The following is a 24,017-nucleotide window of genomic DNA, read 5'->3' as shown; positions in this document are numbered from 1 at the left end:
CGGGCTACTCGGCGATCACCGGATCCATTCGGTACGCCTCCACCATCCGCCGAGTTGCCAGATAACCGGGAAACGAAACGTCAGTGCCGGACGACGGCCGCCCAGCTCACGCCTGGCCTGTGATCGCCATCTTGCCAGATAACGGAAGTCATCCCGTAACCCTTCGTGCAAGCCTTTCAGCCCCGCTTTGTGATGAAGGTTCGGGGAAGGTGGCGCCGGTCGGTTCCTCACTGCCACCGATGACGAGGGGCTGCTTCAGCCCGATGCCTTCTGTATTCGGCGGAAGGCGCCGGGAGTGGTGTGGGTGTGGCGGGCGAAAAACTTGCCGAAGTTGGTGGGGTCGGTGAAGCCGAGGCGGCGGCCGATGTCGGCGACGGGGACCTCGGTGTAGGCGAGCAGGCGTTTGGCCTCTAGGACGACGCGGGCGTCGATGAGGTGTTTGGCGGGGCGGCCGGCGGCGGCGGCGCACGCGCGCGTGAGGTGTTTGACGGTGTAGCCCAGGCGGGCGGCGTAGTGCTCGGCGGAACGGGTGATGGCGTAGGAGCGTTCGAGCTCGGCCTGGAACCGACCGAAGAGTTCGGCGGTGGCGGAGTCGACGCGGCGGTCGTCCTCGGTTGGCAGCCGATCGATCCGCAGGAGCAGGACGGCCAGCAGGTGGCGGAGCAGGGCGACGGGCATCGCGTGGGCGGACACGGCCCGTTCAGCGGCGATCTGGTCGATCGTGGTGGAGATGGCGGCGAGGTCGGGTCCGGCCGGGGTCCAGCCGGGAGCGGCGAGCCAGCCAGTGCACCGCGGCAGCGCGCTGCCGAGATCGGGTAGGAAGTCGGCGGTGAACAGGACCACCTTGCCATCGAGGCTGCCGGGGCGGTGGAAGCGGTGGGCCTGTCCTGGCCGTACCCACAGCAGGGTGCCAGGCCGGCAGGGGTGGGAGGCCCGGCGTGTCAAAGGAGCCAGTTGTCCGGCTGCTGTAGCGGCACCGCGGCCGGCAAAGGGGTGGCCGCGTCGGGAGCCAGGGCGTCGAGGATGAGTGAGAGGTAGCGCCGCCAGCCGTCGCTGTGAGGGTCCATGGTCCACAGCGGCCCCAGGAGCATGACCACGATGCGGGGCAGGTCGTCGGGCACGAGGTCGGCACGGATGAGGCCGGCCTGCTGTGCTCGGCGGGTCAGCAGGGTCAGCGACTCGAAGGAGCGGGTGCCGGCTTCGGCGGTCATGGCGCCGGCGTTCCTGGCGGCGGCCAGGATGTTGTGTTCGCGGGCCGCCATGGACAGTGTCGCCTCGAGCACGGTGACCAGGCCGCGCCTGGGATCGTCATCGCTCAGTGCCTGTTCGATGGCGGGGGCGATCTCTTCGGCGAAGGCCAGGTCGAGGGCTGCGCGGACCAGGACCGTCTTGTCGGGGAAATGGCGGTAGAGCGTCGCATTGCCGACGCCGGCGTGGCGGGCGATTTCGTCGAGTTGCGCCTCGGGGCCGCGTACGGCGTAGATCTCTCGCGCGGCTCGCACGATCCTGTCGAAGTTGCGTGCCGCGTCGGCGCGCAACGGTTTGGGGGCTTCGGTGGTCACCACCTCAGGATAGCAACCGAGATACAACTCTCATTTCTCATGCTATCGTGACGGCGCCATGTGAGAGTTGACTCCCGATTTCGGGATGTCGTACCGGCGTGCCGACCGGCCTGGTGCGGGCGCCGCACGCCGGTTTCCGGGCCATTGCCGATGTGCTCGGAGGGAGGAGGACCAGATGAAGGTGACCATCGAGGCCGACAAATGTGTGGCTGCCGGGCAGTGCGTGCTGATCGCGCCCGAGGTGTTCGACCAGCGTGAGGAGGACGGCATCGTGGTGCTGCTGGAGGAGAGGCCCGCGCCACACCTGCACGACGCCGTCCGCGAGTCGGCCGCGGTCTGCCCGGCCGCCGCGATCCATCTGGCCGAGTCATGAACCGGATCGTGATCGGCGGCGCTTCGGCAGGCGGGCTGGCCACCGCCGAGGCGCTACGCAGGGCCGGGTACGGGGGTGTGATCACGCTTGTCGGCGAGGAGCCGCATCTGCCCTACGATCGTCCGCCGCTGTCGAAACAGGTCTTGACCGGGGAGCGGGAGCCGGACCGGCTCGTCCTGCGCGACAAGGCGGAGATGGACGCACTGGGCCTGGACCTGCGTCTGGGCGCGCCCGCGATCGGGCTGGACCCGAGCGGCAGGAGCGTGGCGCTGGCCGATGGCGCCGAGATCGTCAGCACAGGCGGGGCGGTCACAGGGGTGCGGCTGGCCGATGAGACGGCCCTGTCGGCGGACGACGTGCTGGTAGCCATCGGCTCGGTGCCGAATACCGCATGGCTGGACGGCAGCGGGCTGGCCCTGGGCGACGGGCTGGTGTGTGACGGAGTGCTCGCCGCCGGTCTGTCACCCAGGATCCTGCGCACCTGGCGCGCCCTCATCGCGGCTCGAACCCCATGGGCCACCGCCATCGCCGACACGGCGGCCGCGTAACTCGCCGACCCGCACACGACACTTTCAGGAGTTTTCCATGAGTATCACGACCGACGCCCACGACAACGCCGGCCTTCCGGTCTTCCCCGGGATACGGTCCCAGCGCTGCCCCCTGGACCCGCCCGCCGAATACGCCGACTGGCGCCAGGCCGACGGCCTGCGGCAAGTTCGGTTGTGGAGCGGCCACACCGCCTGGGTGGTGACCCGGTACGAGGACGTCCGCGCGGTCCTGGGCGACCCGCGGCTCAGCGCCGACGCCCGGCGATACCCGTCCGTGCTCCCGCACACGCAGGTCCCGGCGTTCCCGCGGATGGATGACCCCGACCACGCCCGGCTGCGCCGCATGCTCACCGCCGACTTCACAGTCAAGCGCGTGGAGGCGATGCGCCCGCAGATCCACGAGATGGCCGAGCGATTCCTCGACGAGATGATCAGCAAGGGGCAGCCGGCGGACCTGGTTCGCGAGTACGCACTGCCGCTCCCGTCTTTGGTGATCTCGCTCCTGCTCGGAGTGCCGTACGACGACCACGAGCTCTTCCAGCGGCACAGCGCCACCATGAACCGCGCCGACGCCTCACCGGAGGACAAGGCGCAGGCCAGCGGGGCGCTGTTCGGTTACCTGCTCGGCCTGGTGGAGCACAAGGAACGCCAGCCGGGCGACGACCTCATCAGCCGCCTGCTCACCGAGCGCGTCGCCACGGGCGAGCTCAGCCGCGAAGAAGCCGCCATGAACGGCATGATCCTGCTGTTCGCCGGGCACGAGACCACGGCCAACATGATCGGCCTGGGCACGCTGGCGTTGCTGCAGAATCCGGATCAGGCCGCCCAGATCCGCGACACCGACGACCCGGCCGTGGTGGCGAACGCCGTCGAGGAACTGCTGCGCTATCTGTCCATCGCCCAGGACATGATCGTGCGGGTGGCCACCGAGGATCTCACCATCGGCGGACAGCTCGTCCAGGCCGGCGAGGCGGTGACCGTCAACCTGCCCGCCGCCAACCGGGACACGGCGTTCCTGACCCAGCCCGACACCGTGGACCTCGGCCGCAACACCCGCGGGCATCTGGCCTTCGGCTACGGCATCCACCAGTGTCTCGGGCAGAACCTGGCCCGCGTGGAACTGCAGGTCGCGCTGCCCGCCCTGCTGCGCAGACTGCCGGGGCTGCGCCTGGCCGTGCCGCTGGAGGACGTGAAGTTCCGGCATGACATGTCCGCCTACGGCGTCCACGAACTGCCGGTCGCCTGGTGACGACCCCGACTTCCTGGCACCGCGGGCCGCCCACCCGGGCCTGATGACGCTGGAGAACTGGCTGGAGGCCCCGGACGGAAGCCATGAACGAGCCGAATCTGACCGATGGACTGCTACTCGGGCCTGGCGCCGGACACGGAGAGCTCGACCTGCTCCCCTTCCATCCACGCGAGAGGGCCGACGGCGACTGGCGGACGTGGAAGTCGGACACCGGCACGACATCCACCAGCTGACCTCCCTCACGAACCGCCCTTTGACATAGCGGTAGACCCCGGCCCGGCTGACGGTCTCCGAAGGCCCGTTCCCACCGATGGCGTTTTAGCCGATATTTCGCCTTTTCTCGCCTTCTGGGGTTGTTGCGATAGGTTGAGGCGGTGACGTACAGGTGGCCCCGCCGGCCGTGGAGAAGGCGCGCGACCGGCTGGAGTGCGTGATCACCTGGCATCGGCGTAATCAGATGGCCCTGCTGCTGGCCCACTCCGTGGGAACGCAGGTGGTGACGTTCGTGCTGCGGCCGACCATGTCGTACGGGGCGATCGAGCTGCACGTCTCTACGGCATGGCTGGGCGTGCTGGGCGCCAGCTTCGCCGTCGCGCCGCTCCTGCTGGCCATCCCCGCCGGTCAGGCGGCCGACCGGTACGGCGAGCGGCGCATGGCCGTGGCGGGCGCGATCCTGCTCACGACCGCCTGCGCCGCCTTCCTCGCCTTCGGCCACACGATCCCCGGGCTGATCGCCGGCGGCGTCCTGCTCGGCACGGGGCATCTCGGCTGTGTCATCGCCCAGCAGGCGCTGGTGGCCAATGTGACCGAGCGCGGCCGTCACGACACCGCCTTCGGGCACTACACGTTCGCCGCCTCGCTCGGGCAGGCCGTGGGCCCGATCCTGATCATCGCGTTCGGCGGCGCCCACGCCATCCCGGACACCGGCCGGATCTACCTTTGGACCTGCGGGCTCGCCGCCGCGCTCGTCGTGCTGTCGGCGCTGCTGACCGGCAGTCCGCGGGCCACCTCGCGGGCCGGCGGCGACGCCACGGGGGTGCGCTCGCTGCTGCGGCTGCCCGGTCTCGCGCACGCGCTCGTGACCAGCTGCGTGGTGCTGGCCGCGGTCGACATCACACTCGCCTACCTGCCGGCGCTGGGCACCGAGCAAGGGCTCGCCTCAGGCGTGGTGGGCGTCCTGCTGGCGATCCGCGGCGTGGCCTCCATGGGGTCACGCTTCTTCCTCGGCCGCCTCTCGCACGCCTTCGGCAGACGGCGTCTCCTGGTCGCCGGCACCGTCGCGGCGGCCCTGGCCATGGCGCTCACGCCGCTGCCGATGCCGCTGTGGCTGCTGGCCTGCGTGCTGCTCGTCCTGGGGTTCGGGCTCGGGGTGGGACAGCCTATGACCATGTCGTGGCTCGCCGAGTCCGCGCCGCCCGGTCTGCGCGGGCGGGCGATGTCGCTCCGGCTCGCGGGCAACCGTACCGGGCAGATCCTCATCCCGGGCGCGGCCGGGCTGGTGGCGGCGGGCGCGGGGGCCGCGGGAGTGCTCCTGATCACCGCGCTGGGCCTCGGCTGGGCGGGCGTGGCCGCCCGCCGCCTGCCCGTCGACACCTGACCGACGCCCTACGGACAAGTCGACGCCTGACCGGCGCCCCACGCCTGCCCACCCCGGGCGTGCCACGCCGCCGCACCGTCGCAGCGCCTAGACTTCGCGAGCGTGGCAGGCATTGTTTTCAGGCAGCTCACCGGAGTGCTGGCCGGGCTGGTCACCGGAGCCGCCGCCCTCGCCCTGTGGACCTTCGCCTGGCCGTACCGGAGCAGGTGGGCGCCGGGGATGGTGGCGCTCGAACGGGCCCGGCTGGCCGCCTGGTTCGGGCAGGAGACCGACGGGGCCGCGCCCGGTCACGGCTATCTCGCGCTGCGTGCCCTGGTCGGCGTGCTCGGGGGCTATCTCGCGCTGGCCCTGCTGTTCCTGGCCCTGCTGTTCCTGGGCGGCAGCATGTGGGTGCTGTTCTCCGGCGACTACGCGCCGGTGGCGCTCGACCTGCCGGGCATCAAGCTGTCGATGCACAGCTGGGCGGTCGGCCTGGCCTGCGGGGTGCTGATGCTGGCTCTGGGCGGGTTCTGGTGCCGCCTGCTGGTGGCGACCGAGCGGCGGCTGGCCGTACGCTTCCTCGGTCCCGGGCCGCAGGAGCTGATGCGGCGGCGCATCGCCGAGCTGACCGTCAGCCGGTCCGGCATCGTGCGGGTGGTCGACGACGAGCGGCGCAGGATCGAGCGGGACCTGCACGACGGCGTGCAGCAGCGCGGCGTGGCGCTGGCCATGCTGCTCGGGCGGGCCCGGCACAGCCCCGCCGGGGCGGCCGAGCTGGTGGACCAGGCGTACGCCGAGTCCCGGCAACTGCTCGACGAGCTGCGCAGCGTGGCGTGGCGGATCTACCCGACCGCGCTCGACGAGCTGGGCCTGCGCACGGCGCTGGCCGGTGTCGCCGAACGTTCGTGCGTGCCGGTGACCGTCGACTACGGGCTGGCCGGGCGGCCCGTCTCGGAGGTGGAGACCGCCCTCTACTTCGTGGCCAGGGAGGCGATCACCAACGCGGTCAAGCACGCGCGGGCGCGGGGCATCCGCGTGGTGCTGAGCGAGGACGAGCGGGCCGTACGCGTGGTGGTCTCCGACGACGGCCGGGGCGGCGCCGACCCGGCGGGCGGCGGGCTGTCGGGGCTGGCCAGGCGGGTGATGGCGCTCGACGGCCGGTTCGAGGTCGACAGCCCGCCCGGCGGCGGCACCAGGATCCGGGCGAGCCTCCCGAAGGAGGCACCGTGCGGCTGATCCGGACCGGCGGCACGACGCCGCCCGAGGAGGGGGCGTGCGGCTGATCCTCGCCGACGACGCCGTACTCCTGCGTGAGGGCCTGATCAGGCTGCTGGAGGAGGCCGGGCACGAGGTCGTGGCCGCGATCGGCGACGCGGGGTCCCTGATCGAGGCGGTGGCCGAGCACCGGCCGGAGGTCGCGGTGGTGGACGTGCGGATGCCGCCCACCCACTCCGACGAGGGCCTGCGCGCGGCGCTGGAGATCCGCGCGCGCTGGCCGTCGGTGGGTGTGCTGGTCCTGTCGCAGTACGTGGAGAAGACGTACGCGGCCAAGCTGCTCTCCGAGGCCACCGAGGGCATGGGTTACCTGCTGAAGGACCGGGTGTCGGAGGTGGCGGACTTCCTGGGCTCCCTGGAGCGGATCCGTGCGGGCGGGACCGTCATCGACCCCGAAGTGGTCCGGCAGCTCCTCGCCCGCACCACCCGCGTGGACCCGCTGCGTACGCTCAGCGAACGCGAGTCGCAGGTGCTGCGGCAGCTCGCCGAGGGCTTCACCAACGCCGCGATCGCCACGAACCTCCACATCTCCCTGAGCACGGTGGAGAAGCACGTCAACGCCATCTTCGACAAGCTCGACCTGCCCGTGACCCCCGCCTACAGCAGACGGGTGCTGGCCATCCTGCGCCACCTCGACAACTGAGGCGAGGCCGGTCAGAGCCGGGCGGCGCGCGACTCCAGATAGCGTTGCTCGGGGAGGTTGAGCGTGCGGCGGGCGGCCAGCTCGTACTGGGTGCGCGCCGCCTCCCGGTCGCCCGCGAGGTCCAGCAGATGCGCGCGTACGGCCGGCAGCCGGTGATGCCCGGCGAGCGCCGGATCGGTCTCCGCCTTCGCCAGCCCCTCCAGCCCGGCGAGCGGCCCGTGGACCATGGCGACGGCGACGATCCGGTTGAGCGTGACCATGGGCCCCGGCGCGATGCCGTCGAGCAGGTCGTACAGGGCGAGGATCTGCCGCCAGTCGGTGTCCTCGGCCCGCGGCGCCTCGTCGTGCACGGCCGCGATGGCCGCCTGCACCTGGTAGGGGCCGATCGGCGCGGCGGCCAGCGTCTTGGTGATCAGCTGGACTCCTTCGGCGATGGCCTCGGCGTCCCATTTGCCGCGGTCCTGCTCGGCCAGCGGCACCAGCCCGCCGTCGGGCCGGGTGCGGGCCGGGCGGCGGGCGTCGGTGAGCAGCATCAGGGCCAGCAGCGCGGCCACCTCGCCGTCGCCGGGCAGGCGCTCGTGGAGCTGCCGGGTCAGGCGGATGGCCTCGCCGGACAGCTCCACGCGGTGCAACCTGCCGCCGGAGCTGGCGGTGTAGCCCTCGTTGAAGATCAGGTACAGCACGTGCAGCACCGCGACCAGCCGCTCGGCCTGCTCGTCCTCCGGGGGCAGCGTGAACTCGGCACCGCTGCTCTTGATGCGCTGCTTGGCCCGGCTGATGCGCTGCGCCACGGTCGGCTCGGGCACCAGCAGCGCGCGGGCGATCTCGGCGGTGGTCAGCCCGCCGACGGCGCGCAGCGTCAGCGCCACCTGGGAGACCGTGGTGAGCGCGGGGTGGCAGCAGAGCAGCAGGAGCGTGAGCGTGTCGTCCACGGCGGGCGACGGATCCGGCTCCGGCGGTGCCAGGGCGGCGGCGGACTCCTCCCTGCGCCGCCGGGCGGACTCGCTGCGCCACAGCTCGATCCGCCTGCGGGCGGCGACGGTGATAAGCCAGCCCTTGGGGTTGGCGGGCACACCCTCGTCGGGCCACTGGACGGCGGCCGCGAGCAGGGCCTCCTGCACGGCGTCCTCGCACAGGTCGAAGTCGCCGTAGCGCCGGACGACCGCGCCGAGGACCTGCGGCGCCAGCTCTCGCAGCAGCCCGTCCAAAATTTCCCCCTCGAAACGTGTCGAATTCGGCCGTCCGGGTTCTACGTCCCCCATGACGGAAGGAAACCATCATGTTCGCGAACACCAGAGCCTTCAGCGGCTTCTCCAGCGACGACATCCCGGCCGCCAAGCGCTTCTACGGCGAGACCCTCGGCCTGCGCGTCTCCGAGGAGCACGGGATCCTCACCCTGCACATCGCGGGCGACCGCGACACGATCGTCTACCCGAAGAAGGATCACACGCCGGCGACCTTCACGATACTCAACTTCCCCGTCAGCGACATCGACAAGGCCGTGGACGAGCTGGTCGCGCGCGGGGTCGTCTTCGAGCGGCTGGAGGGCACCGACGACAAGGGTGTCAACCGGGTGAGCGGCCCGCTGATCGCCTGGTTCAAGGACCCGGCGGGCAACTGGCTGTCGGTGATCCAGCTGGACTGAGCTCACGAACTGTTCAGGTACGCCAGTACGGCCAGCACCCGGCGATGACCGCCGTCGGCCTGTGGCAGGCCGAGCTTGGCGAAGATGTTGCCGATGTGCTTGTGGACGGCGTTGTCGGTGATGAACAGCCGGGTGCCGATCTCGGTGTTGCCGAGGCCCTGGGCCATGAGGGTGAGCACTTCGCGTTCGCGGTTGGTGAGGGCGTCGATCGCGCTCCCGCCTCCCCCGGCCATGAGCTGGGCGATGACCTCCGGGTCCATGACGGTGCCGCCGCCGGCGACCCGGCGCAGGCCGTCGACGAACTCGCTGACCCGGCTCACCCGGTCCTTCAGCAGGTAGCCGACGCCGCCACGGCCGTCGGAGAGCAGTTCCCTGGCGTACACCTTCTCCACGTACTGCGACAGGACCAGCACCGGCAGGCCGGGGTGCGCGCGCCGGATCTCCAGTGCGGCGCGGATGCCCTCGTCTCGGAACGTCGGGGGCAGCCGCACGTCGGCGATGACGGCGTCGGGCCGGTGCTCGGCCACGGCCGCCACCAGGCCCGGCTCGTCGGTGACGATGGCGGCGACCTCGATCCCCTTGCGCCCCAGCAGGAGTTCCAGACCGGCGGACAGCAGAACGTTGTCCTCGGCGATCACGACTCGCACGGCAGCTCCACCGTGATGGCGGTGGGGCCGCCGGCCGGGCTGGAGACGAGCACGGTGCCGTCGAGTGCGGCCACCCGGCGGCGGATGCCGACGACGCCGGTGCCGAGCGCCTCGTTCACGCCGCCGACCCCGTCGTCGGTCACCTCGACCAGCAGCCGGCCGCCGTCGCGGGTCAACCGGACCAGGACCCGGGTGCCGCCGCTGTGCTTGGCGGCGTTGGTGAGCGTCTCGGCCACGACGAAGTAGGCGGCGGCCTCCACCGAGGCGGGCAGCCTGCCCAACGTGCCGGCCGCGGCCGGGGCCGCGCCGCCGCTCAGGTCTTGGAGCTCGACCTCGGCCGGGATGCCGGCCCGCGCGGCCAGCGCCGCGAGCGCCCCTTCGAGCCCGCGGTCGGCCAGGATCGGCGGGTACATCGTCCTGATCACCTCGCGCAGCTCGGTCATGGCCTCCTCGGCCCCTTCGTGCGCCTCCTGGAGCAGCGCGGCGAGCGCCCCGGCATCGTCGGGCAACGACTCCCTGGCCACCCCCAGCCGCATGGCGATGGCGACCAGCCTGGCCTGCGTGCCGTCGTGCAGGTCCCGCTCGATGCGGCGCAGCTCCGCACCATGGGCGTCGAGTACGCCCGCCCGGCTCTCGGTCAGCGTGTCGACGCGTTCGGTGAGCCGTTCCTCGGCCGTGGGCTCCAGTGCGGCCACGCACCCCCGCGCGTGGAAGCCCGCCAGCCGCGGCACCGCCCACCACGACAGCGGCCCGAAGACGGCGACCGTACCGGCTGCCAGCCCCAGCGCGCTCCCCCATCCGGTCACCGGGATGCCGATCAGCAGCCGCAGCGGCTCGCCGGCGGGGAAGAGCCACCACAGCGGGGCCGCCACCAAGGTGAGCACCGGGGTGCCGACGAGGGCGAGCGCGCCCATCCCGGCCGGGATGCCGGTGACGATCTGGCGCAGCGTCCAGCGGGCGTCACGCCTGATCTCGGGGTCGTCGAGCACCTGCCGCCACCGGGCGCGCAGCCCGTCGCCCAGGACCAGCTCGCGCGGGGTCACCCGGACGCCGAGGTACGCGGCGGCCCGGCCTCGGTGCCATTCGGCCCAGCGGCGCAGCGCGACCATCGTCCGGGGGAACGCGAAGAGCCCGAGCCCGGCGACACCGGACGACAGCGCCACCGCGGCGAGCAGTGGCGGCACCAATAACGTGGCCATGGCGGACGGCAGGCCGCCCAGGAGGTATCGGGTCCCCCGCAGTAGGTTTCGCACGCCCCAAGTGTGCTGAGTCGCGGACGCCCTCCGCACTACAGCACACTCCACCTTCCGCTAACCGAGGCGGGGCACGGCGTCCACCGGGGCACGGGTGTAGGGGTGCCGGGGCCGCTGGAACACCTGCTCGACCGCGCCCTCCGCCTAAGGTGGCCAGCTGGATCGCCGCGACGGCCACGTTGTAGCCCGGCACCAGGAACTGCTCCAGGTTGGCCTTGACCGCCGCGGCGTCGAACCTCGTGCCGTCGTGGAAGGTCACGTCGTCGCGCACCTCGAAGGTGTAGGTCAGCCCGTCGGCCGAGACCTGCCACGGCTGGAACGAGCATGAGGACGACCAGGGTCCGCTTCATGCGCGGCCGTCCCAGGCGTCGGCCAGCAGCTCGAAGGAGCGTACGCGGGCGGCGTGGTCGTGGGTGATGGTCGTGACCAGCAGTTCGTCGGCGCCCGTCACCCGCCGCAGCACGCGCAGGCGCTCGGCGACGGCCTCGGGCGTGCCGACGAACCGTGTGTCGATCCGGTCCTTCACCAGCGCCAGGTCCTCGGCGCTCCAGACGTGCGCGTCGGCTTCCTCGGGTGTCGGGTACGTCCTGGCGCCCGCCCCGGTCCTGATGCTGCGTACCCACAGCCCGTACGGCTTGGCCAGCTCCCGCGCGGTCGCGTCGTCGCCGGCCACGACGACGTCGGCCGACACGATCACATACGGCTCGGCCAGGGCCTTCGACGGCTTGAACGCCTTCCGGTAGCCCTCGACGGCCTCCAGGACACTGGACGGGCTGACGTGGTAGTTGGCCGCGAACGGCAGCCCGCGTTCGCCCGCCACCTGGGCGCTCTGGCCACCGCTGCTGCCGAGGATCCACAGCTCCACCTCCGCCCCCTCGCCGGGGACGGCGTGCGCCTGGTGGTCGCCGGTCAGGAACGCGATGACGTCGTCGATCTGCTCGGCGAAGTCGGGCGTCTGAGCGCCGGGCTGCTGGAGCAGCGAGGCGTGGAAGGCCAGCTGCGGGTGGGCGGCGAGCCTGGACCAGTCGAACGGCGGTGGAATGAGCAGCCCGTCGATGACCCGCCCCGCCGCCGCCTCTCCGCCGGGCGCGGCGCCGCCGGATGCCGGTGGTGCGGCGGGCGCGGGCGCAAGCTCGCCGAGCGAGGGCTTCGCCGGCGCGGCCTCGGCGGCGAGTTCGGCGCGGCGTTGGCCCGAGCGGCCGATGCCGAGGTCGATCCGGCCCGGATACAGCGCGTCGATCAGCCCGAACTGCTCCACCACCGACAGCGGCGTCTGATGCCCGAGCTGCACGGCTCCCGATCCCACCCTGATCCGGCCGGTGGCCGCCGCCACCAGGCCGATGAGCACGGCCGGGGCCGAACTGGCCACGCCGGGGGCGAAATGATGCTCGGCCAGCCAGTAGCGGCGGTAGCCGAACGTCTCGGCCCGCCGGGCCAGGTCGATGGTGTTGAGCAGCGCGTCACGCGCGGTGCCGCCGGAGGAGATGGGGGCGAGGTCGAGGATGGACAATGTCACGCGGCACCTCCGGGGAACGGCCTGCTGGGGATCTCCTGGCGCAGTACGGGCGCGATCTCCGCCTGGAACAGCTCCAGCGCGTCCCGGTGCTGCTTGGTCGTGAGCCCGTCGGCGTCGGCGTGCAGGTGCATGACCTCGTGCCCGAACCGCTGGTGATAGCGCAGCACCTTGTCGATGATCTGCTGCGGGCTGCCGACCAGGATCGAACTGCGTTCGATGGCGTCCTCCAGCGTGGCGAACACCGGCTCGATCCCGAGCTTGGCGAACAGCGCCAGCCGGGCGTCGAAGATCGGCCGGTAGGTCTCGATCGCCTCCTGCGAGGTGCGGGCCGCGTAGTAGCCCGCCGTCCCCGCCCCGACCAGCGCGTCGGCCGGGTCGTGCCCGTAGCGGACCCACTGCTTGCGGTAGTGGTCGATCAGGTCGGCGTACGGCTCGATGGGGTTGGTGACGTTCGCGGAGAACAGCGGGTCGCCGTAGTAGGCGGCCAGGTCCACCGACTCCTTGCTGGTGGCGCTGCCGTGCCAGACCCTGATCGAGCGCTGGAGCGGCCGGGGCCAGGTCTCGGCCTCGGTCAGGGCGGGACGGAACCGGCCCGCCCAGGTGACCTTGTCCTCCCGCCAGAGGGCGTAGTCTTCGAAGGCGCGTACGGGATCGAGCAGGCTCAGCGTGGTGACCGCGGTGAACAGCCGGATCCTGGACGTCTTGGCCGCGATGTGGCTCAGCACCGCGTTGTCGACGACCTCGCGGAACCGCTCGGTGTGCGACCTCTTGTCGTTATGGACGATTAACGTGATGGCCAGAAATTTCATGACACCTCCGCATAGCGGCTGGCCGGGCGCGGCAGGCCGAGCAACCCGCGCAGCGTCGTGGCCTCGTACGATCGCCGGAACGCCCCGCGCCCGCGCAGCTCCGCCGTCAGCCCCCGGGTGATCGCCTCCAGGTCGTACGGCAGCGCGCCGGGGCGCAGCCGGAACCCCTCGATCCCGGCCCGCCGCCACTGGAGCAGCAGCTCCGCCAGCTCCTCCGGGGTGCCGGTGAAGATCGCGGCGTCCGAGCGCAGCTCGGCCCCGTCGAGCCCGTCGAGACGGGCCTTCCGCTCGGCCGCGTCGTCGCCCAGGAACACCACCAGGTCGGCGAAGACCCGCAGCTCCGCCGACAGCTCCCTGACCTCCTCGACGATGACGCGCGCCTGGTCGGCGGAGTGCGGCGTGACGTACACGACGTCGGCGCCGCTCGCGGCGAACTCGTACGGCAGGCGGGCGTGGGCGAGCGCCGTGACCACCGGCTGGCCCTGCGGCGACCGAGGCGTGATCGACGGCCCCCGCACCGAGAAGAACCGCCCGGCAAAGTCGATGTAGTGAAGCTTGTCCCGGTCGATGAAACGGCCGGTCGCCAGGTCACGGATCTCCGCGTCGTCCTCCCAGCTGTCCCAGAGCCGCCGTACGACCTCGACCGCGTCACCGGCCTCCTCGAACAGCGCCCGGACGTGCTCGTCATCGATCGAGACGGGCCCGTCCAGCCGGGGAAACGGGCGGCGGCCGAAATGCGCCGCCTCAGTGCTTCTGGCCGAGATCTGCGGCCGCCACCCGGCTCGCCCGCCGCTGACGTGGTCGAGCGTGGCGATGCCGATCGCCACGTGGAACGGCTCGGTGTGCGTGGTCGTGGCCGTCGGCACCAGCCCGATCCGGCTGGTGAGCGGCGCGAGCCGGGCGACCAGCAGCACCGCGTCGAAGCGCCCGCGCACCTGGTCGGCCCGCGCGTCAGGCCCGTCCGGCAGGGTCGACTGGAGGCTGAGCGAGTCCTCGATCGTGACGAAGTCGAGCAGCCCCCGCTCGGCCTCGGCCACCAGCGCCGCCCAGTAGCGGGCCGAGAAGATCGCCTCAGGTTGCGCGGACGCCTCGCGCCAGGCGGCGGGATGCCAGCCGGCGCCGTCCAGCGCGACGGCGAGATGCAGGGTCACTAGGGCACCATCCTTCTGGTGGGCATGGTCACGGTGCTCGCTGTCACGACAGCTCCAAGTGCTCGCGGAGGGCGGTGCCGGGCGCTGTCATGGCAGCTCCAGGTGCTCGCGCAGGGTGGTGCCGGTGTAGTCGGTACGGAAGGCGCCGCGTTCCTGCAGCAGCGGCACCACGCGGTCCACGAACTCGTCGAGCCCTCCGGGCGTCAGATGCGGCACCAGGATGAACCCGTCCGCCGCGTCCGCCTGCACGTGCTCGTCGATCTGACGGGCCACGCCCGCCGGAGTCCCGACGAACGTCTGCCGCCCGGTCACCTCGATCACCAGCTCGCGGATCGTCAGCTTCTTCTCCTCGGCCAGCGCCCGCCATTTCGCGGCCACCGCCGCCCGGTCGCCGAACGGCACCCGCCCCTGCGAGACGCCCTCCGACAGGCCGGGCTCGACGTCCGGCAGGGGCCCGTCCGGGTCGTAGGCCGACATGTCACGACCCCACACCTGCTCGATGAAGGCGGTCGCGGTCTGCGGGCCGACCTGCTGACGGCGAATGGCGGCCGCGTTCTCGGCGGCCTCCTCTTCGGTGTCGCCCAGCGCGTACGTGGCGGCGGGCATGATCTTCAGCTGGTCCGGCTCGCGGTGGTAGCGCGCCAGGCGGCCTTTGACGTCGGCGTAGAAGGCCCGGCCGTCCTCCAGCGTGCCGTGGCGGCTGAAGATCACGTCGGCCGTTGCGGCGGCGAACTCCCTGCCCTCGTCGGAGTCCCCGGCCTGGATGATGACGGGATGCCCCTGGGGGCCGCGCGGCAGGGTGAACTGCCCTTCGACGGTGAACTGCGGGCCCTCGTGGCGAACGGTTCCGATGGCGGCGGGGCGTACGAACTGGGCTCGGCTCTTGTCGGCGAGGTGCGCGCCCGGCTGCCAGGAGTCCCAGAGCTCGCGCGAGAGGCGGACGAACTCGGCGGCGCGGGTGTAGCGGTCGGCGCGGTCGAGGTAGCCGCCGCGCCGGAAGTTCTCGCCGGTGAAGGCGTCGGAGGTGGTCACCACGTTCCAGGCGGCCCGGCCGTCGCTGAGGTGGTCCAGCGTGGACAGGCGCCTGGCCAGTTCGTACGGCTCGTTGAAGGTGGCGTTGACGGTGCCCGCGAGCCCGAGGCGCTCGGTGACGGCGGCCAGCGCGCTCAGCACGGTGAGCGCCTCAGGGCGGCCGACCACGTCGAGGTCGTGGATGCGGCCTTTGAGCTCGCGCAGCCGCAGCCCTTCGGCCAGGAAGAAGAAGTCGAACTTGCCCCGCTCGGCCGTCCTGGCCAGGTGGGCGAACGAGGCGAAGTCGATCTGGCTGCCGGAGCGGGGGTCGGCCCAGACCGTGGTGTTGTTGACGCCGGGGAAGTGGGCCGCGAGATGGATCTGCTTGCGCGTCACCGGTCGCGGAGGTTCGGGTGAGTGGAGTGGGACATCGCACCTCCCTTGAATGCCTACATAAACAGTAGGAAAAGAGGGTTTTTATGTCAAGGGAGCCCCGGGCGCGGCCGCGACGGCTTTAGCCGGGTGGGGTCAGCAGGCCGCGCAGGATGCGGGTGAGCTCGGTGGCGTCGTCCGGCGGCAGGTCGGCGGCCAACCGGGCCAGGTTGGCGGCGTGCTCGGTGAGCGCGGTGTCGATGACCCGCCGCCCCTCCTCGGTGAGCGCGATGCGGAAGCTGCGCCGGTCGGCCGGGTCGAGACTCCGCTCGACCAGCCCCGCCGCCTCCAGCCGGTCGAGGCGGTTGGTCATGCCGGCCCGCGACATCATCAGCGTCGCCGACAGCTCCGACGGGATCAGGGTGTACGGCGGCCCGCCCCTGCGCAGCGCGGACAGTACGTCGAACTCCCCTTGGCGCAGCCCGTGACGCGCGAACACCTGCTCGACCGCCGCCTCCGCGACCCGCGCCACCATCGAGATCCGGCCGAACACCGCCATGGCCGACAGATCCAGATCCGGCCGCTCACGGCGCCACTGCTCCAGAATCACGTCGATCGCGTCCCGTGACTGGTCAGATGCCTGCTCTTCAGGCGCGCCGTTCATGCGCTCGATCCTATTGGGCCCGCGACAGTCGGCCCCGAACCCATAGAGTCCCCCGAACCTATTGGGCCCGCGATAGCCGCCCCCCGAACCAACCACGGCACTGCGGGCCCCCGAACGACCCACAACCCCCCTGGGCGATGACTTGGATATGCGCAACTTTATTTGCGCAATTTTCCTTTCGCTTCTAGAGTGGAGCCATGGCCACGCATGAGACGCGCCGCCTCAGCGATCTCGACGAGCTCAAGGCGTTCACCCACCCACTGCGATTGAAGCTCTACCGGGCTCTGATCGTGGCGGACACGGCGACCGCCTCCCAGCTGGCCGACCAGGTCGACGAGGCCGTCTCCCTGGTCAGCTACCACCTGCGCAAACTCGCCGCGCACGGCCTCATCGAGGAGGCCGCGCCGCAGACCGGCGACGCCAGGGAGCGCTGGTGGCAGATCGCCGCGCAGCACGTCAGCGCCAGGACTCCGTCCCCGGAGGACGGCCCGGAGATCGTCGCCGCCCGGACCGCCCTGTCCCGCGCGGCCTACCGGGTGCAGAGCGAGATGTACCAGCGCTACCTCGACGAGCAGCCCGCATGGCCCGCCGAGTGGCGCGGCGCCGCGTTCGCCAGCGAATACCTGGCCTCGCTCACCGCCGAGGAGCTGCGACTGCTCGGCCAGGAGATGGACGCGGTCGTCGAGAAGTGGTGGGCGCGCGGCAAAGCCGCCGAGGCGGCGGGCGACAGCGAGGGGCGCGAGCATGTCGCCCTGCAGTTCTTCGGATTCCCGTTCCGGGCCTGAGCGTCATGGCCCCCGAGACTTCCAGGAGGTCGGCACATGCACGCCGACATGCACCTCTACGCCGAACGCCACAGAGCAGCCGAATTGCGGGCCGAGGCCGCCAGGTGGCGCCTGCTCCGAGACCGCCGGCGCGAGCTCCCGCCCAGGTGGGCGGCCGGCGTGACGGCGCTCGGCTGGACCATGGTGTCGGCCGGCCTGCGCCTGGTCAGCCTGCCCCGGCAGCCGGCGCGCACCGTCCCGCGCTTCGGTGATCACCACTGATATCCTTATGGCGTAAGGGATTGTCGCGCCCGTAAGGAGTCGTCAGGTGGTGGTCTTCGCCGGCCAGGGGGACGCGCGCCGCTCGATGGCCCTGCTGTGGCGCGCGACGGGACCGGGACCACGCACCGGGCCCGGCCCCAAGCCGGGGCTGAGCGTGGACATGATCGTGGACGCCGCGATCGCGGTCGCCGACGAGCAGGGCATGGCGGCCCTGTCCATGCGCGCGGTGGGCGAACGCCTCGGCCGTACGGCGATGGCCCTCTACACGTACGTGCCCAGCAAGAGCGAGCTGATCGACCTGATGCACGACCACGCCCTGGCCGAGCTGCCCACAGGCTACGACCTCGGACCAGGCTGGCGGGCGGCCGTGACCTCGTGGGCCGAGGACGTCCGGGCGTTCTACGTACGTCATCCGTGGGTGCTGCAGGTGTCGCAGGCGCGGCCGGTGCTGGGGCCCAACGAGTTCGTGATGATGGAGACGATGGTGGGCGTCCTGCGCGCGACCGGGCTGCGCGCAGGACCGCTCCGGGGCGTCGTCTCGCTGCTGACCGACTTCGTCCGGGGCGCGGCCAGGACGGTCGCGGAGTCACGGCAGGCGCCGACGGCGACCGGGGTGTCCGACGAGGAGTGGTGGTACGCCCGATCGGCCCTGCTCGAAGAGGTCGCTCCCGGTTTCGCCGAACGATTCCCGATGGTCGCCTGGATCGAGACCGACGACCCGCCTCCCCCGCCGTCCCCCGAAACCCCGCAGTCCGGGCAGACCACGACATACCTGGAGGACAAGGCACGACCGGCCTTCGCCGCCGGACTCACCGTGGTCCTCGACGGAATCGAGGCGGCCATCGACCGGGCGGGCGTCAGACCGGCGGGCTGACCCCGGACGCGGTCTGATCCGCCGCGCTGACCCCGGGCGGGGTCTGATCCGCCGCGCGTCAGACCAGCAGGCTGAGCTTCGGGTCGCCGCCGGTGTACCACTCGGTGGCGAGCAACCGGTCGCGTGTCGCCTCGGGCAGCGCGGTCAGCAGCCCCATCGAGGCGCCGCGTTCGATCTCCGACTCGTGCGCCCGCACCGCCGCCCACTTGCGCTCCACCCACGGCTGGACGTCGACGGTGGCGGTGACCTCGTCGTCGGGTATCCCGGGGAGCGTCTGGTCTCCGCCAGGCGCGGTTCCGAAGAGGTCCTGCCAGGCGGACCGTACGATCGACCGGGGCAGGGTCACCAGATAGAGCGCACCCGGCCGCCACGGTGGGCCGGCGGCGGGATAGAGCTGGTCATACCCGGCGGCTTCGACGGCCGCCAGGGTCACCCGGTGCGTGTGGACATGATCCGGATGGCCGTAACCGCCGTACCCGTCATAGGTGATCACCACATCGGGCCGGAAGTCCCGGATGTGCCCGACCAGCCGCCCAACCGCCTCGTCCAGCGGCGCGTCAACGAAGCGGGCGGCGCCCGGCGCCGACAGCCCGGCGTTGCCGTCGGCGTACCCGAGCAGTCGCGGCTCGCCCGCGCCGAGGATCTCCAGCGAGCGCGCCAGTTCGGCGACCCGGCGCGTGCCCTCGGTCCACGTACAGGTGACGACGCCCGTCCTGGCGCCCGCGTCGGCGAACCGGGCGAGCGTCCCGCCGGTCCACAACGCCTCGTCGTCAGGATGCGCGTGCACGCACAGCAGGCTCGGCTCGGTCACGGATCCCCCTAGATCATCGGCCCGACGCCTGACGACGATACCGGCCTGAACCCGATACCGATCCAAAACCCGATACCGGCCGAAAGCGATCAAGACCCGAAAGCGGAAACGGCCCGCAAGCGGTGACGACCGTAAACGGTGACGGCCGTAAACGGTGACAGCCCGCAAGCGGCGACGGCCCGAATGGCCCCGCACGCCGGGCTTCTCCTCACCGGCGGACAAATGCGTTGCTCAGCCTTCCCCGGCTGTGGCAGCGTCGGCCGGGACGGTATCCCGCGATCCAGCAGGAGGTGTGGCACATGGCCACCAAGGTCCTCGGCGAAGTTTCGGCTCACACTTCGACGCGAGAGGCCGCCTGAGGCGTACCGGGCTCCTCGCGTTGGAGTGATCTTCCATCACGATCACGAGGAGCAAGAGTGTCTTCCCAACCATCCTTCGAGCCTCTGCTGGGCGCCGAGGGCAATCCCACGCCGGTGGTCCGGCACGGCGACGTCGTGCTGCGCCCGGCCGAGCCGTGGACGGACAGCGTCCACGCGCTGCTGCGGCACCTGGAGAACGCGGGCTTCACCGGGAGCCCACGCCTGGTCGGCGAGGGTTACGACGAGGAGGGACGAGACGCCGTGACCTACATCGACGGCGGCTTCGTCCACCCGCACGCCTGGTCCGACGAGGGCGTGTGGCAGGCGGGCCGCCTGCTGCGCGAGCTCCACGACGCGACGGCCGGGTTCCGGCCGCCGCCGGACGCGGTGTGGCAGCCGTGGCCGTTCCACAGCTCCGCGCCCGATGCGATCATCAGCCATCGGGACACGGGACCGTGGCACACGGTGGCCCGCGATGGCCTGCCGGTCGCGTACATCGACTGGACCAGCGCCGGTCCGATCGACCGGCTGGACGACGTGGCGGGTGCCGCGTGGTGGAACGCCCAGTTGCACGACGACGACGTCGCCGAACGGCAGGGCCTGCCCGGCGCGGAGGCGCGCGCGGGCCAGCTGCGCCGCTTCCTCGACGGCTACGGGCTGCCCGCCGCCGAACGCGACGGCTTCGTCACGCGGATGATCGAGTTCGCCATCCGTGACTGCGCGTCTGAGGCGGTCAAGTCGCGGATCACGCCCGAGAGCACGGACCCGGGCCCGCTGTGGGCCCTGGCCTGGCGGGCGCGGGCGGCGGCGTGGATGCTGCGCCACCGGCCGCTCCTGGAGAACGCCCTCGCGGCGTAATCGAACAACGGTGGCTGCCGTTCACCGAACGGCAGCCACCCGGTTCACTGAGGGTCCGGCGCGCCCAGGTGGCCCAGCCCGTTGGCCAGCAGGGCGTATGCCCGCTCGGCGTCGCTCACCGCGCCCGGGTAGCGCTCGTCCGCGCTCTCGCCGCCCGCCAGCCGCATGGCGTTGTCCCTCGTCAGCGTCCAGTGGACCGCCTGCATCTGGACGGCCGCCATGCGAGCGCTGAGGTCGTCGGCGCCCGCCGTCTCCCGCAGCGCACCGGCGAGCGCCTCCTCGGCCGCCGCCTGGAAGCGGTGCATCCGGGCGACCAGCGACGAGGTCTCATAGACCATCCGGTAGAGCGCCACGATCGCGGGTATGTCGTTGAGCCCGCTGGCCGGATCACGCCTGGCCAGCGCGTCGAGGTAGTGCACCCGCAGCGCCTCCAGCGGCGTGAGGTCCGCCGCGCGGGACTCGACCACCCGGGCGCTCTCCGTCTCGTGGTCGGCGAACCGCTGCACCACGAGATCTTCCTTGGCCGGAAAGTAGGCGAACAGCGTGCGCCTGGACACCTCGGCCGCCTCCGCCACCTGGGCCACCGACACCTGGTCGTACCCGTGCCTCAGGAACAGCTCGATCGCCGCCTCGGAGATCGCGGCGTGTGTCCGCTGCTTCTTACGCTCGCGCAGTCCGGGCTCGTTCGTCACGCTCGTCACCTTACCAGAAACCTGCACTTGGACTTTTTCTGCACTGGGTATATATTCGCACTCAGACGATCGAACCACAGGAAGAGGGCGGGTCATGAAGGACTTCGAGGTGGTCATCGCGGGTGCCGGGCCGACCGGCCTGATGCTGGCGTACGAGCTGGCGCTGGCCGGGGTCGACACGCTCGTGCTGGAGAAGCTGCCCCAGCGCATCAAGCAGATGAAGGGCGGCGCCGTCCAGCCCCGCACGCTGGAGCTGCTGGAGCTGCGCGGGCTGGTGGAGCCGCTGCTGAGCCGGGCTCTGGTACGCGAACCGGTCGGCGGCCATTTCGCGGCCCTGCCGGTGCCGCTGGACTGCGAGCCGTGGCGGACCCGGCATCCGTACCCGATCGCGGTTCCGCAGTGGGAGATCGAGGAGGTCCTGGAGGAGGCCGCGACCGCCCGAGGCGCGCGCGTCGTGCGTGACGCCGGGGTCACCGCGGTCGAGCAGGACGGCGACGGGGTGACGGTGAGCGCCGGTGATCGGCGGTTCCGGGCCGACTACCTGGTGGCGTGCGACGGCGGGCGGAGCACCGTACGCAAGCTGCTGGGCATGCCCTTCCCCGGCCGGGACGGGACGTTCGTGGCGGTGCTGGCCGACGTCCGGCTGTCCGCCACGTCGGCGTCGGTCCCCCAGACGCTCGGCCACATGAGCAGCCTGATCCGGGAGGGCGGCGGCTACTGGTCCATGCTGGTTCCCATCGGCGGCGAGCGTTACCGGCTGACGTTCGGCAGCGAGGAGCAGGGAGACTACGACCGCGACGCGCCCGTCACGGAGGAGGAGGTCGCCACCGCGCTACGGGCCGTCTATGGCGAGGAGACCGTGCTGCGCGCGGTGGACAACTCCTCGCGCTTCACCGACGCGACGCGGCAGCTGGCGGACTACCGGGCGGGCCGCGTGCTGTTCGCGGGCGACGCCGCGCACATCCACCCGCCGTTCGGCGGGCAGGGCCTGAACCTCGGCGTGCAGGACGCGATCCACCTCGGCTGGCGGCTGGCCGCGAACCTCCAGGGCCGGGCGCCCGAGGGCCTCCTGGACCGCTACCAGGCCGAACGGCATCCGGTGGCCGCCCAGGTGCTGCACCACACGTCCGCGCAGCGCGTACTGAGCGCGCCTCGGCCCAGCGCGGACGTCGCCGCGCTGCGCGAGATCTTCAGCGACCTGCTGCGGCTGCCGGACGCCAACCGCCACATGGCGGGCCTGATGTCCGGCCTGTCGCTGGGCTACGACCTCGGCGGCGAGCATCCGCTGGCCGGGCAGCGGGTGCCGGACGCCGACCTGTTCGTCGGCTCGGCGTCGACCCGCCTGTCCGGGCTGTTCGGCGCCGGGCACGCGGTCCTGCTCGACCTGGCCGGGATCGTCCCGGCCGAGTTCCGGCTGCCCGCGCGGGTCGATCTCGTACGGGCCAAGTGCGCGGACGACCTGGGCGCGGCGGCCCTGCTGCTGCGGCCCGACGGCTACGTGTGCTGGGCCGCCGACGACGCCGCCACCTGCGAGCGGACCCTGGCGGCCGCACTGGCCGAACACGTGGCCGCGACGCACTGACGCCGCGAGGCCGGGACGGCCGACAGGAATCCTGCCGGCGGTCCCGGAAGCCCTCCTCGACCGCTACCCGGGCACCGCCTCCCCCGCCGCGCGCAGGACCAGGGCGGCGCCCGACGTCAGGTCCCATACGGGGCCGTGACTTTGTCCAGGCTTTTCACTCGCCGAAAAGATGACCGAGCCAGGCGCGCCAGGCCGGACCCTGGTCGCCGGGGCCGGCGAAAAGGTGGTGCGCGGCGACCATCGAGCCGCCGAACCCCTGCAGGAACCGGTAGAGCGCGTCCTGGGTCCGCACGCCGAGCGTCTGGGCGTTGGCGTAGTAGACGACGCCTTCGATCGGGGGGAGCCCTGCGGGCGCGAACCGTACGGTGTCGCCCGGCTTGGCGTGGCCCGGGGTGCCGAGCGCGTCGTACAGGATCTCCCAGGCGCGCGGCCAGTCGGCGACGGGCGGCCCGAACTCGGTGACGGGCGTGGCGGTCCGGCCGCGGAAGTGCGTCAGGTAGGTGACCAGAGTGGCGAAGAACATCTCCAGCCCCCTGGACATGGCCTCGAACTCGGCCTCCCAGTCGTCGCCCGGCAGGAAGCCGCTGGTCACCATGCGCAGCGTGGTGCTGCCCTGGTCGCGCCCCTCGACGAGGAACTCGTAGGCGACGAACCGGCCGTCCTCCGCCGTCGGACTTCCGTGCGCGAACCGGGCGGGCGGCTCCTCGGCGGTGACGATGGATTCGGGGATGTACTGGCCGAAGGCGGTGCGCACCACACCGTCGGCCACCTCGGTGCGCCCCATGAACCACGAGTCGATGCCGGGGCCGGTCGCGATGGCCGCCCACACCTCCTCGGGGGTCGCCCCGACCTCGGCCTCCTGGGGAAGCTCGAAGGAATGTCCCACCTCAGCGCTCCTTCAGCGACGGGTGCACGGCGACGACCAGCCGGTGGTCGCGACCGCCCTCGGCCGTCTCGTCGTGGTATTTGCTCACCAGGGCGGTCACGGCGTCGGCCAGCTCCTCGGCGAAGGCCGCGCGGTCGGCCGCCGAGGCGAACCGTACCTCGCCGTCGATCGCGAACGTCGCCACCCGCTTGCGGGCCTCGGTGGCGCCGGTGATCAGCGTCCCGACGTCGCGGACGAGCTGAGCGGCGACGGCGAGCAGCCAGCGGGCCGACAGCCGATCGGGCGCCTTCTCGGGATCGGGCTGCACCGCGGCCAGCGCTACCGGGGAGATCACGAAGGAGGCGGCCGTGGCCTGCATCACCCGCTCGGTGACGTTGCCCTTCTTGCGCTCCTCCACCAGCTCGACCAGCCCGTGCCGCTCCAGCGTGCGCAGATGGTAGTTGACCTTCTGCCTGGCCAGGCCGACCCTGGCCGCCAGCGACGTGGCCGAGCCGGGCTCGACCAGCTCGGCCAGCAGCTTCGACCGCATCGGGTCGAGCGACGCCTCGGCCGCCGCGGGGTCTTCGATCACCGCCACTTCGTACATGGTGAAACGATGGCACCGAAAAAAGTTGT

The 24,017-nt window shown here is 71.8% G+C and carries 27 protein-coding genes; 13 read left to right on the top strand and 14 right to left on the bottom strand.

Annotation, left to right across the window (positions count from 1 at the left end):
* Window positions 1-255: 255 nt before the first annotated feature.
* Entirely contained in the window at window positions 256-945 is a 690-nt protein-coding gene (locus ACQP2T_RS25945; RefSeq protein WP_433518633.1) for a helix-turn-helix domain-containing protein, read from the bottom strand.
* Complete coding sequence (locus tag ACQP2T_RS25940; protein WP_433518632.1) at window positions 942-1,562, bottom strand: TetR/AcrR family transcriptional regulator; 621 nt, start codon at window positions 1,560-1,562, stop codon at window positions 942-944. Before ACQP2T_RS25940 ends, ACQP2T_RS25945 begins: the two co-directional genes overlap by 4 nt.
* A gap of 175 nt (window positions 1,563-1,737) precedes the next feature.
* Here ACQP2T_RS25940 and ACQP2T_RS25935 point away from each other — a divergent pair, with 175 nt between their 5' ends.
* From ACQP2T_RS25935 to ACQP2T_RS25905, 7 genes are all read left to right on the top strand, one after another.
* The gene (locus tag ACQP2T_RS25935) at window positions 1,738-1,935 is read left to right on the top strand and encodes a ferredoxin (protein ID WP_433518631.1); all 198 of its coding nucleotides are present in this window, start codon (window positions 1,738-1,740) and stop codon (window positions 1,933-1,935) included.
* Window positions 1,932-2,483 (top strand): FAD-dependent oxidoreductase, encoded by a 552-nt coding sequence (locus ACQP2T_RS25930; RefSeq protein WP_433518630.1) that lies wholly within the window; start codon window positions 1,932-1,934, stop codon window positions 2,481-2,483. Before ACQP2T_RS25935 ends, ACQP2T_RS25930 begins: the two co-directional genes overlap by 4 nt.
* A gap of 37 nt (window positions 2,484-2,520) precedes the next feature.
* Complete coding sequence (locus ACQP2T_RS25925; protein ID WP_433518629.1) at window positions 2,521-3,732, top strand: cytochrome P450; 1,212 nt, start codon at window positions 2,521-2,523, stop codon at window positions 3,730-3,732.
* 83 nt (window positions 3,733-3,815) lie between these two features.
* The gene (locus tag ACQP2T_RS25920) at window positions 3,816-3,965 is read left to right on the top strand and encodes a hypothetical protein (protein WP_433518628.1); all 150 of its coding nucleotides are present in this window, start codon (window positions 3,816-3,818) and stop codon (window positions 3,963-3,965) included.
* A 152-nt stretch (window positions 3,966-4,117) separates the two neighbouring features.
* A complete protein-coding gene (locus tag ACQP2T_RS25915; RefSeq protein ID WP_433518627.1) occupies window positions 4,118-5,329 on the top strand; it encodes an MFS transporter in 1,212 nt (403 codons plus the stop codon).
* A gap of 102 nt (window positions 5,330-5,431) precedes the next feature.
* Window positions 5,432-6,544 (top strand): sensor histidine kinase, encoded by a 1,113-nt coding sequence (locus tag ACQP2T_RS25910; RefSeq protein ID WP_433518626.1) that lies wholly within the window; start codon window positions 5,432-5,434, stop codon window positions 6,542-6,544.
* Between the two features lie 37 nt (window positions 6,545-6,581).
* Entirely contained in the window at window positions 6,582-7,226 is a 645-nt protein-coding gene (locus tag ACQP2T_RS25905) for a LuxR C-terminal-related transcriptional regulator (protein WP_433518625.1), read from the top strand.
* Between the two features lie 11 nt (window positions 7,227-7,237).
* Here ACQP2T_RS25905 and ACQP2T_RS25900 read toward each other — a convergent pair whose 3' ends face one another.
* Window positions 7,238-8,488, bottom strand: coding sequence for an RNA polymerase sigma factor (locus ACQP2T_RS25900; RefSeq protein WP_433518624.1), 1,251 nt, complete (start codon window positions 8,486-8,488; stop codon window positions 7,238-7,240).
* A gap of 17 nt (window positions 8,489-8,505) precedes the next feature.
* On the opposite strand from ACQP2T_RS25900, the gene ACQP2T_RS25895 reads away from it, so the two are divergent.
* On the top strand, window positions 8,506-8,871 hold the full coding sequence (locus ACQP2T_RS25895; protein ID WP_433518623.1) for a VOC family protein: 366 nt from the start codon (window positions 8,506-8,508) through the stop codon (window positions 8,869-8,871).
* A gap of 2 nt (window positions 8,872-8,873) precedes the next feature.
* Here the strand turns inward: ACQP2T_RS25895 and ACQP2T_RS25890 are convergent, their stop codons facing one another.
* From ACQP2T_RS25890 to ACQP2T_RS25860, 7 genes are all read right to left on the bottom strand, one after another.
* The gene (locus ACQP2T_RS25890; protein ID WP_433518622.1) at window positions 8,874-9,518 is read right to left on the bottom strand and encodes a LuxR C-terminal-related transcriptional regulator; all 645 of its coding nucleotides are present in this window, start codon (window positions 9,516-9,518) and stop codon (window positions 8,874-8,876) included.
* Window positions 9,506-10,771: a sensor histidine kinase gene (locus ACQP2T_RS25885; protein WP_433518621.1), complete on the bottom strand. Its 1,266-nt coding sequence runs from the start codon at window positions 10,769-10,771 to the stop codon at window positions 9,506-9,508. Before ACQP2T_RS25885 ends, ACQP2T_RS25890 begins: the two co-directional genes overlap by 13 nt.
* A 346-nt stretch (window positions 10,772-11,117) precedes the next feature.
* A complete protein-coding gene (locus tag ACQP2T_RS25880) occupies window positions 11,118-12,287 on the bottom strand; it encodes an LLM class flavin-dependent oxidoreductase (RefSeq protein WP_433518620.1) in 1,170 nt (389 codons plus the stop codon).
* Complete coding sequence (locus tag ACQP2T_RS25875; protein ID WP_433518619.1) at window positions 12,284-13,096, bottom strand: LLM class flavin-dependent oxidoreductase; 813 nt, start codon at window positions 13,094-13,096, stop codon at window positions 12,284-12,286. The genes ACQP2T_RS25880 and ACQP2T_RS25875 overlap by 4 nt, the downstream gene beginning before the upstream one ends.
* On the bottom strand, window positions 13,093-14,247 hold the full coding sequence (locus ACQP2T_RS25870; protein WP_433518618.1) for an LLM class flavin-dependent oxidoreductase: 1,155 nt from the start codon (window positions 14,245-14,247) through the stop codon (window positions 13,093-13,095). Before ACQP2T_RS25870 ends, ACQP2T_RS25875 begins: the two co-directional genes overlap by 4 nt.
* An 87-nt stretch (window positions 14,248-14,334) precedes the next feature.
* Window positions 14,335-15,654 (bottom strand): NtaA/DmoA family FMN-dependent monooxygenase, encoded by a 1,320-nt coding sequence (locus ACQP2T_RS25865; RefSeq protein ID WP_433518617.1) that lies wholly within the window; start codon window positions 15,652-15,654, stop codon window positions 14,335-14,337.
* Window positions 15,655-15,772: 118 nt separating this feature from the next.
* Window positions 15,773-16,294, bottom strand: coding sequence for a MarR family winged helix-turn-helix transcriptional regulator (locus ACQP2T_RS25860; protein ID WP_433518616.1), 522 nt, complete (start codon window positions 16,292-16,294; stop codon window positions 15,773-15,775).
* A 197-nt stretch (window positions 16,295-16,491) separates the two neighbouring features.
* Here ACQP2T_RS25860 and ACQP2T_RS25855 point away from each other — a divergent pair, with 197 nt between their 5' ends.
* From ACQP2T_RS25855 to ACQP2T_RS25845, 3 genes are read left to right on the top strand one after another with little or no spacing between them, the layout of a single operon-like run.
* On the top strand, window positions 16,492-17,079 hold the full coding sequence (locus ACQP2T_RS25855; RefSeq protein ID WP_433518615.1) for a winged helix-turn-helix domain-containing protein: 588 nt from the start codon (window positions 16,492-16,494) through the stop codon (window positions 17,077-17,079).
* 36 nt (window positions 17,080-17,115) lie between these two features.
* Window positions 17,116-17,340: a hypothetical protein gene (locus ACQP2T_RS25850; RefSeq protein ID WP_433518614.1), complete on the top strand. Its 225-nt coding sequence runs from the start codon at window positions 17,116-17,118 to the stop codon at window positions 17,338-17,340.
* Window positions 17,341-17,386: 46 nt separating this feature from the next.
* Entirely contained in the window at window positions 17,387-18,214 is an 828-nt protein-coding gene (locus tag ACQP2T_RS25845) for a TetR/AcrR family transcriptional regulator (protein ID WP_433518613.1), read from the top strand.
* Between the two features lie 58 nt (window positions 18,215-18,272).
* On the opposite strand, the gene ACQP2T_RS25840 is transcribed toward ACQP2T_RS25845, so the two are convergent.
* Window positions 18,273-19,025, bottom strand: a complete 753-nt coding sequence (locus ACQP2T_RS25840) for a PIG-L family deacetylase (RefSeq protein ID WP_433518612.1) — start codon at window positions 19,023-19,025, stop codon at window positions 18,273-18,275.
* Between the two features lie 416 nt (window positions 19,026-19,441).
* Here ACQP2T_RS25840 and ACQP2T_RS25835 point away from each other — a divergent pair, with 416 nt between their 5' ends.
* Window positions 19,442-20,242 carry an aminoglycoside phosphotransferase family protein gene (locus ACQP2T_RS25835; RefSeq protein ID WP_433518611.1) on the top strand — a complete coding sequence of 267 codons (801 nt, stop codon included), beginning with the start codon at window positions 19,442-19,444 and terminating at the stop codon, window positions 20,240-20,242.
* A 44-nt stretch (window positions 20,243-20,286) separates the two neighbouring features.
* Here the strand turns inward: ACQP2T_RS25835 and ACQP2T_RS25830 are convergent, their stop codons facing one another.
* A complete protein-coding gene (locus ACQP2T_RS25830) occupies window positions 20,287-20,934 on the bottom strand; it encodes a TetR/AcrR family transcriptional regulator (RefSeq protein ID WP_433518610.1) in 648 nt (215 codons plus the stop codon).
* Window positions 20,935-21,028: 94 nt separating this feature from the next.
* Between ACQP2T_RS25830 and ACQP2T_RS25825 the strand changes: the two genes are divergently transcribed.
* Complete coding sequence (locus ACQP2T_RS25825; protein ID WP_433518609.1) at window positions 21,029-22,516, top strand: FAD-dependent monooxygenase; 1,488 nt, start codon at window positions 21,029-21,031, stop codon at window positions 22,514-22,516.
* A 154-nt stretch (window positions 22,517-22,670) separates the two neighbouring features.
* On the opposite strand, the gene ACQP2T_RS25820 is transcribed toward ACQP2T_RS25825, so the two are convergent.
* Window positions 22,671-23,402 carry an SRPBCC family protein gene (locus ACQP2T_RS25820; RefSeq protein WP_433518608.1) on the bottom strand — a complete coding sequence of 244 codons (732 nt, stop codon included), beginning with the start codon at window positions 23,400-23,402 and terminating at the stop codon, window positions 22,671-22,673.
* A 1-nt stretch (window position 23,403) separates the two neighbouring features.
* Window positions 23,404-23,988, bottom strand: coding sequence for an ArsR/SmtB family transcription factor (locus tag ACQP2T_RS25815; protein WP_357649752.1), 585 nt, complete (start codon window positions 23,986-23,988; stop codon window positions 23,404-23,406).
* Between the last annotated feature and the right edge of the window lie 29 nt (window positions 23,989-24,017).

The sequence above is a fragment of the Nonomuraea sp. CA-143628 genome, assembly GCF_050942315.1.
Taxonomy (GTDB): domain Bacteria; phylum Actinomycetota; class Actinomycetes; order Streptosporangiales; family Streptosporangiaceae; genus Nonomuraea.
The sequence above is the reverse complement of the archived record's forward strand: the minus strand, read 5'-3'. Positions and strand labels throughout refer to the sequence as shown.

What these genes read in the sequence shown, in the direction of transcription:
- ACQP2T_RS25935 (WP_433518631.1), top strand. Translation starts at nt 1,738, where the DNA reads ATGAAGGTGACCATCGAGGCCGACAAATGTGTGGCTGCCGGGCAGTGC.
- ACQP2T_RS25930 (WP_433518630.1), top strand. Translation starts at nt 1,932, where the DNA reads ATGAACCGGATCGTGATCGGCGGCGCTTCGGCAGGCGGGCTGGCCACC.
- ACQP2T_RS25925 (WP_433518629.1), top strand. Translation starts at nt 2,521, where the DNA reads ATGAGTATCACGACCGACGCCCACGACAACGCCGGCCTTCCGGTCTTC.
- ACQP2T_RS25920 (WP_433518628.1), top strand. Translation starts at nt 3,816, where the DNA reads ATGAACGAGCCGAATCTGACCGATGGACTGCTACTCGGGCCTGGCGCC.
- ACQP2T_RS25900 (WP_433518624.1), bottom strand. Translation starts at nt 8,488, where the DNA reads ATGGGGGACGTAGAACCCGGACGGCCGAATTCGACACGTTTCGAGGGG.
- ACQP2T_RS25895 (WP_433518623.1), top strand. Translation starts at nt 8,506, where the DNA reads ATGTTCGCGAACACCAGAGCCTTCAGCGGCTTCTCCAGCGACGACATC.
- ACQP2T_RS25875 (WP_433518619.1), bottom strand. Translation starts at nt 13,096, where the DNA reads ATGAAATTTCTGGCCATCACGTTAATCGTCCATAACGACAAGAGGTCG.
- ACQP2T_RS25860 (WP_433518616.1), bottom strand. Translation starts at nt 16,294, where the DNA reads ATGAACGGCGCGCCTGAAGAGCAGGCATCTGACCAGTCACGGGACGCG.
- ACQP2T_RS25855 (WP_433518615.1), top strand. Translation starts at nt 16,492, where the DNA reads ATGGCCACGCATGAGACGCGCCGCCTCAGCGATCTCGACGAGCTCAAG.
- ACQP2T_RS25850 (WP_433518614.1), top strand. Translation starts at nt 17,116, where the DNA reads ATGCACGCCGACATGCACCTCTACGCCGAACGCCACAGAGCAGCCGAA.
- ACQP2T_RS25825 (WP_433518609.1), top strand. Translation starts at nt 21,029, where the DNA reads ATGAAGGACTTCGAGGTGGTCATCGCGGGTGCCGGGCCGACCGGCCTG.
- ACQP2T_RS25815 (WP_357649752.1), bottom strand. Translation starts at nt 23,988, where the DNA reads ATGTACGAAGTGGCGGTGATCGAAGACCCCGCGGCGGCCGAGGCGTCG.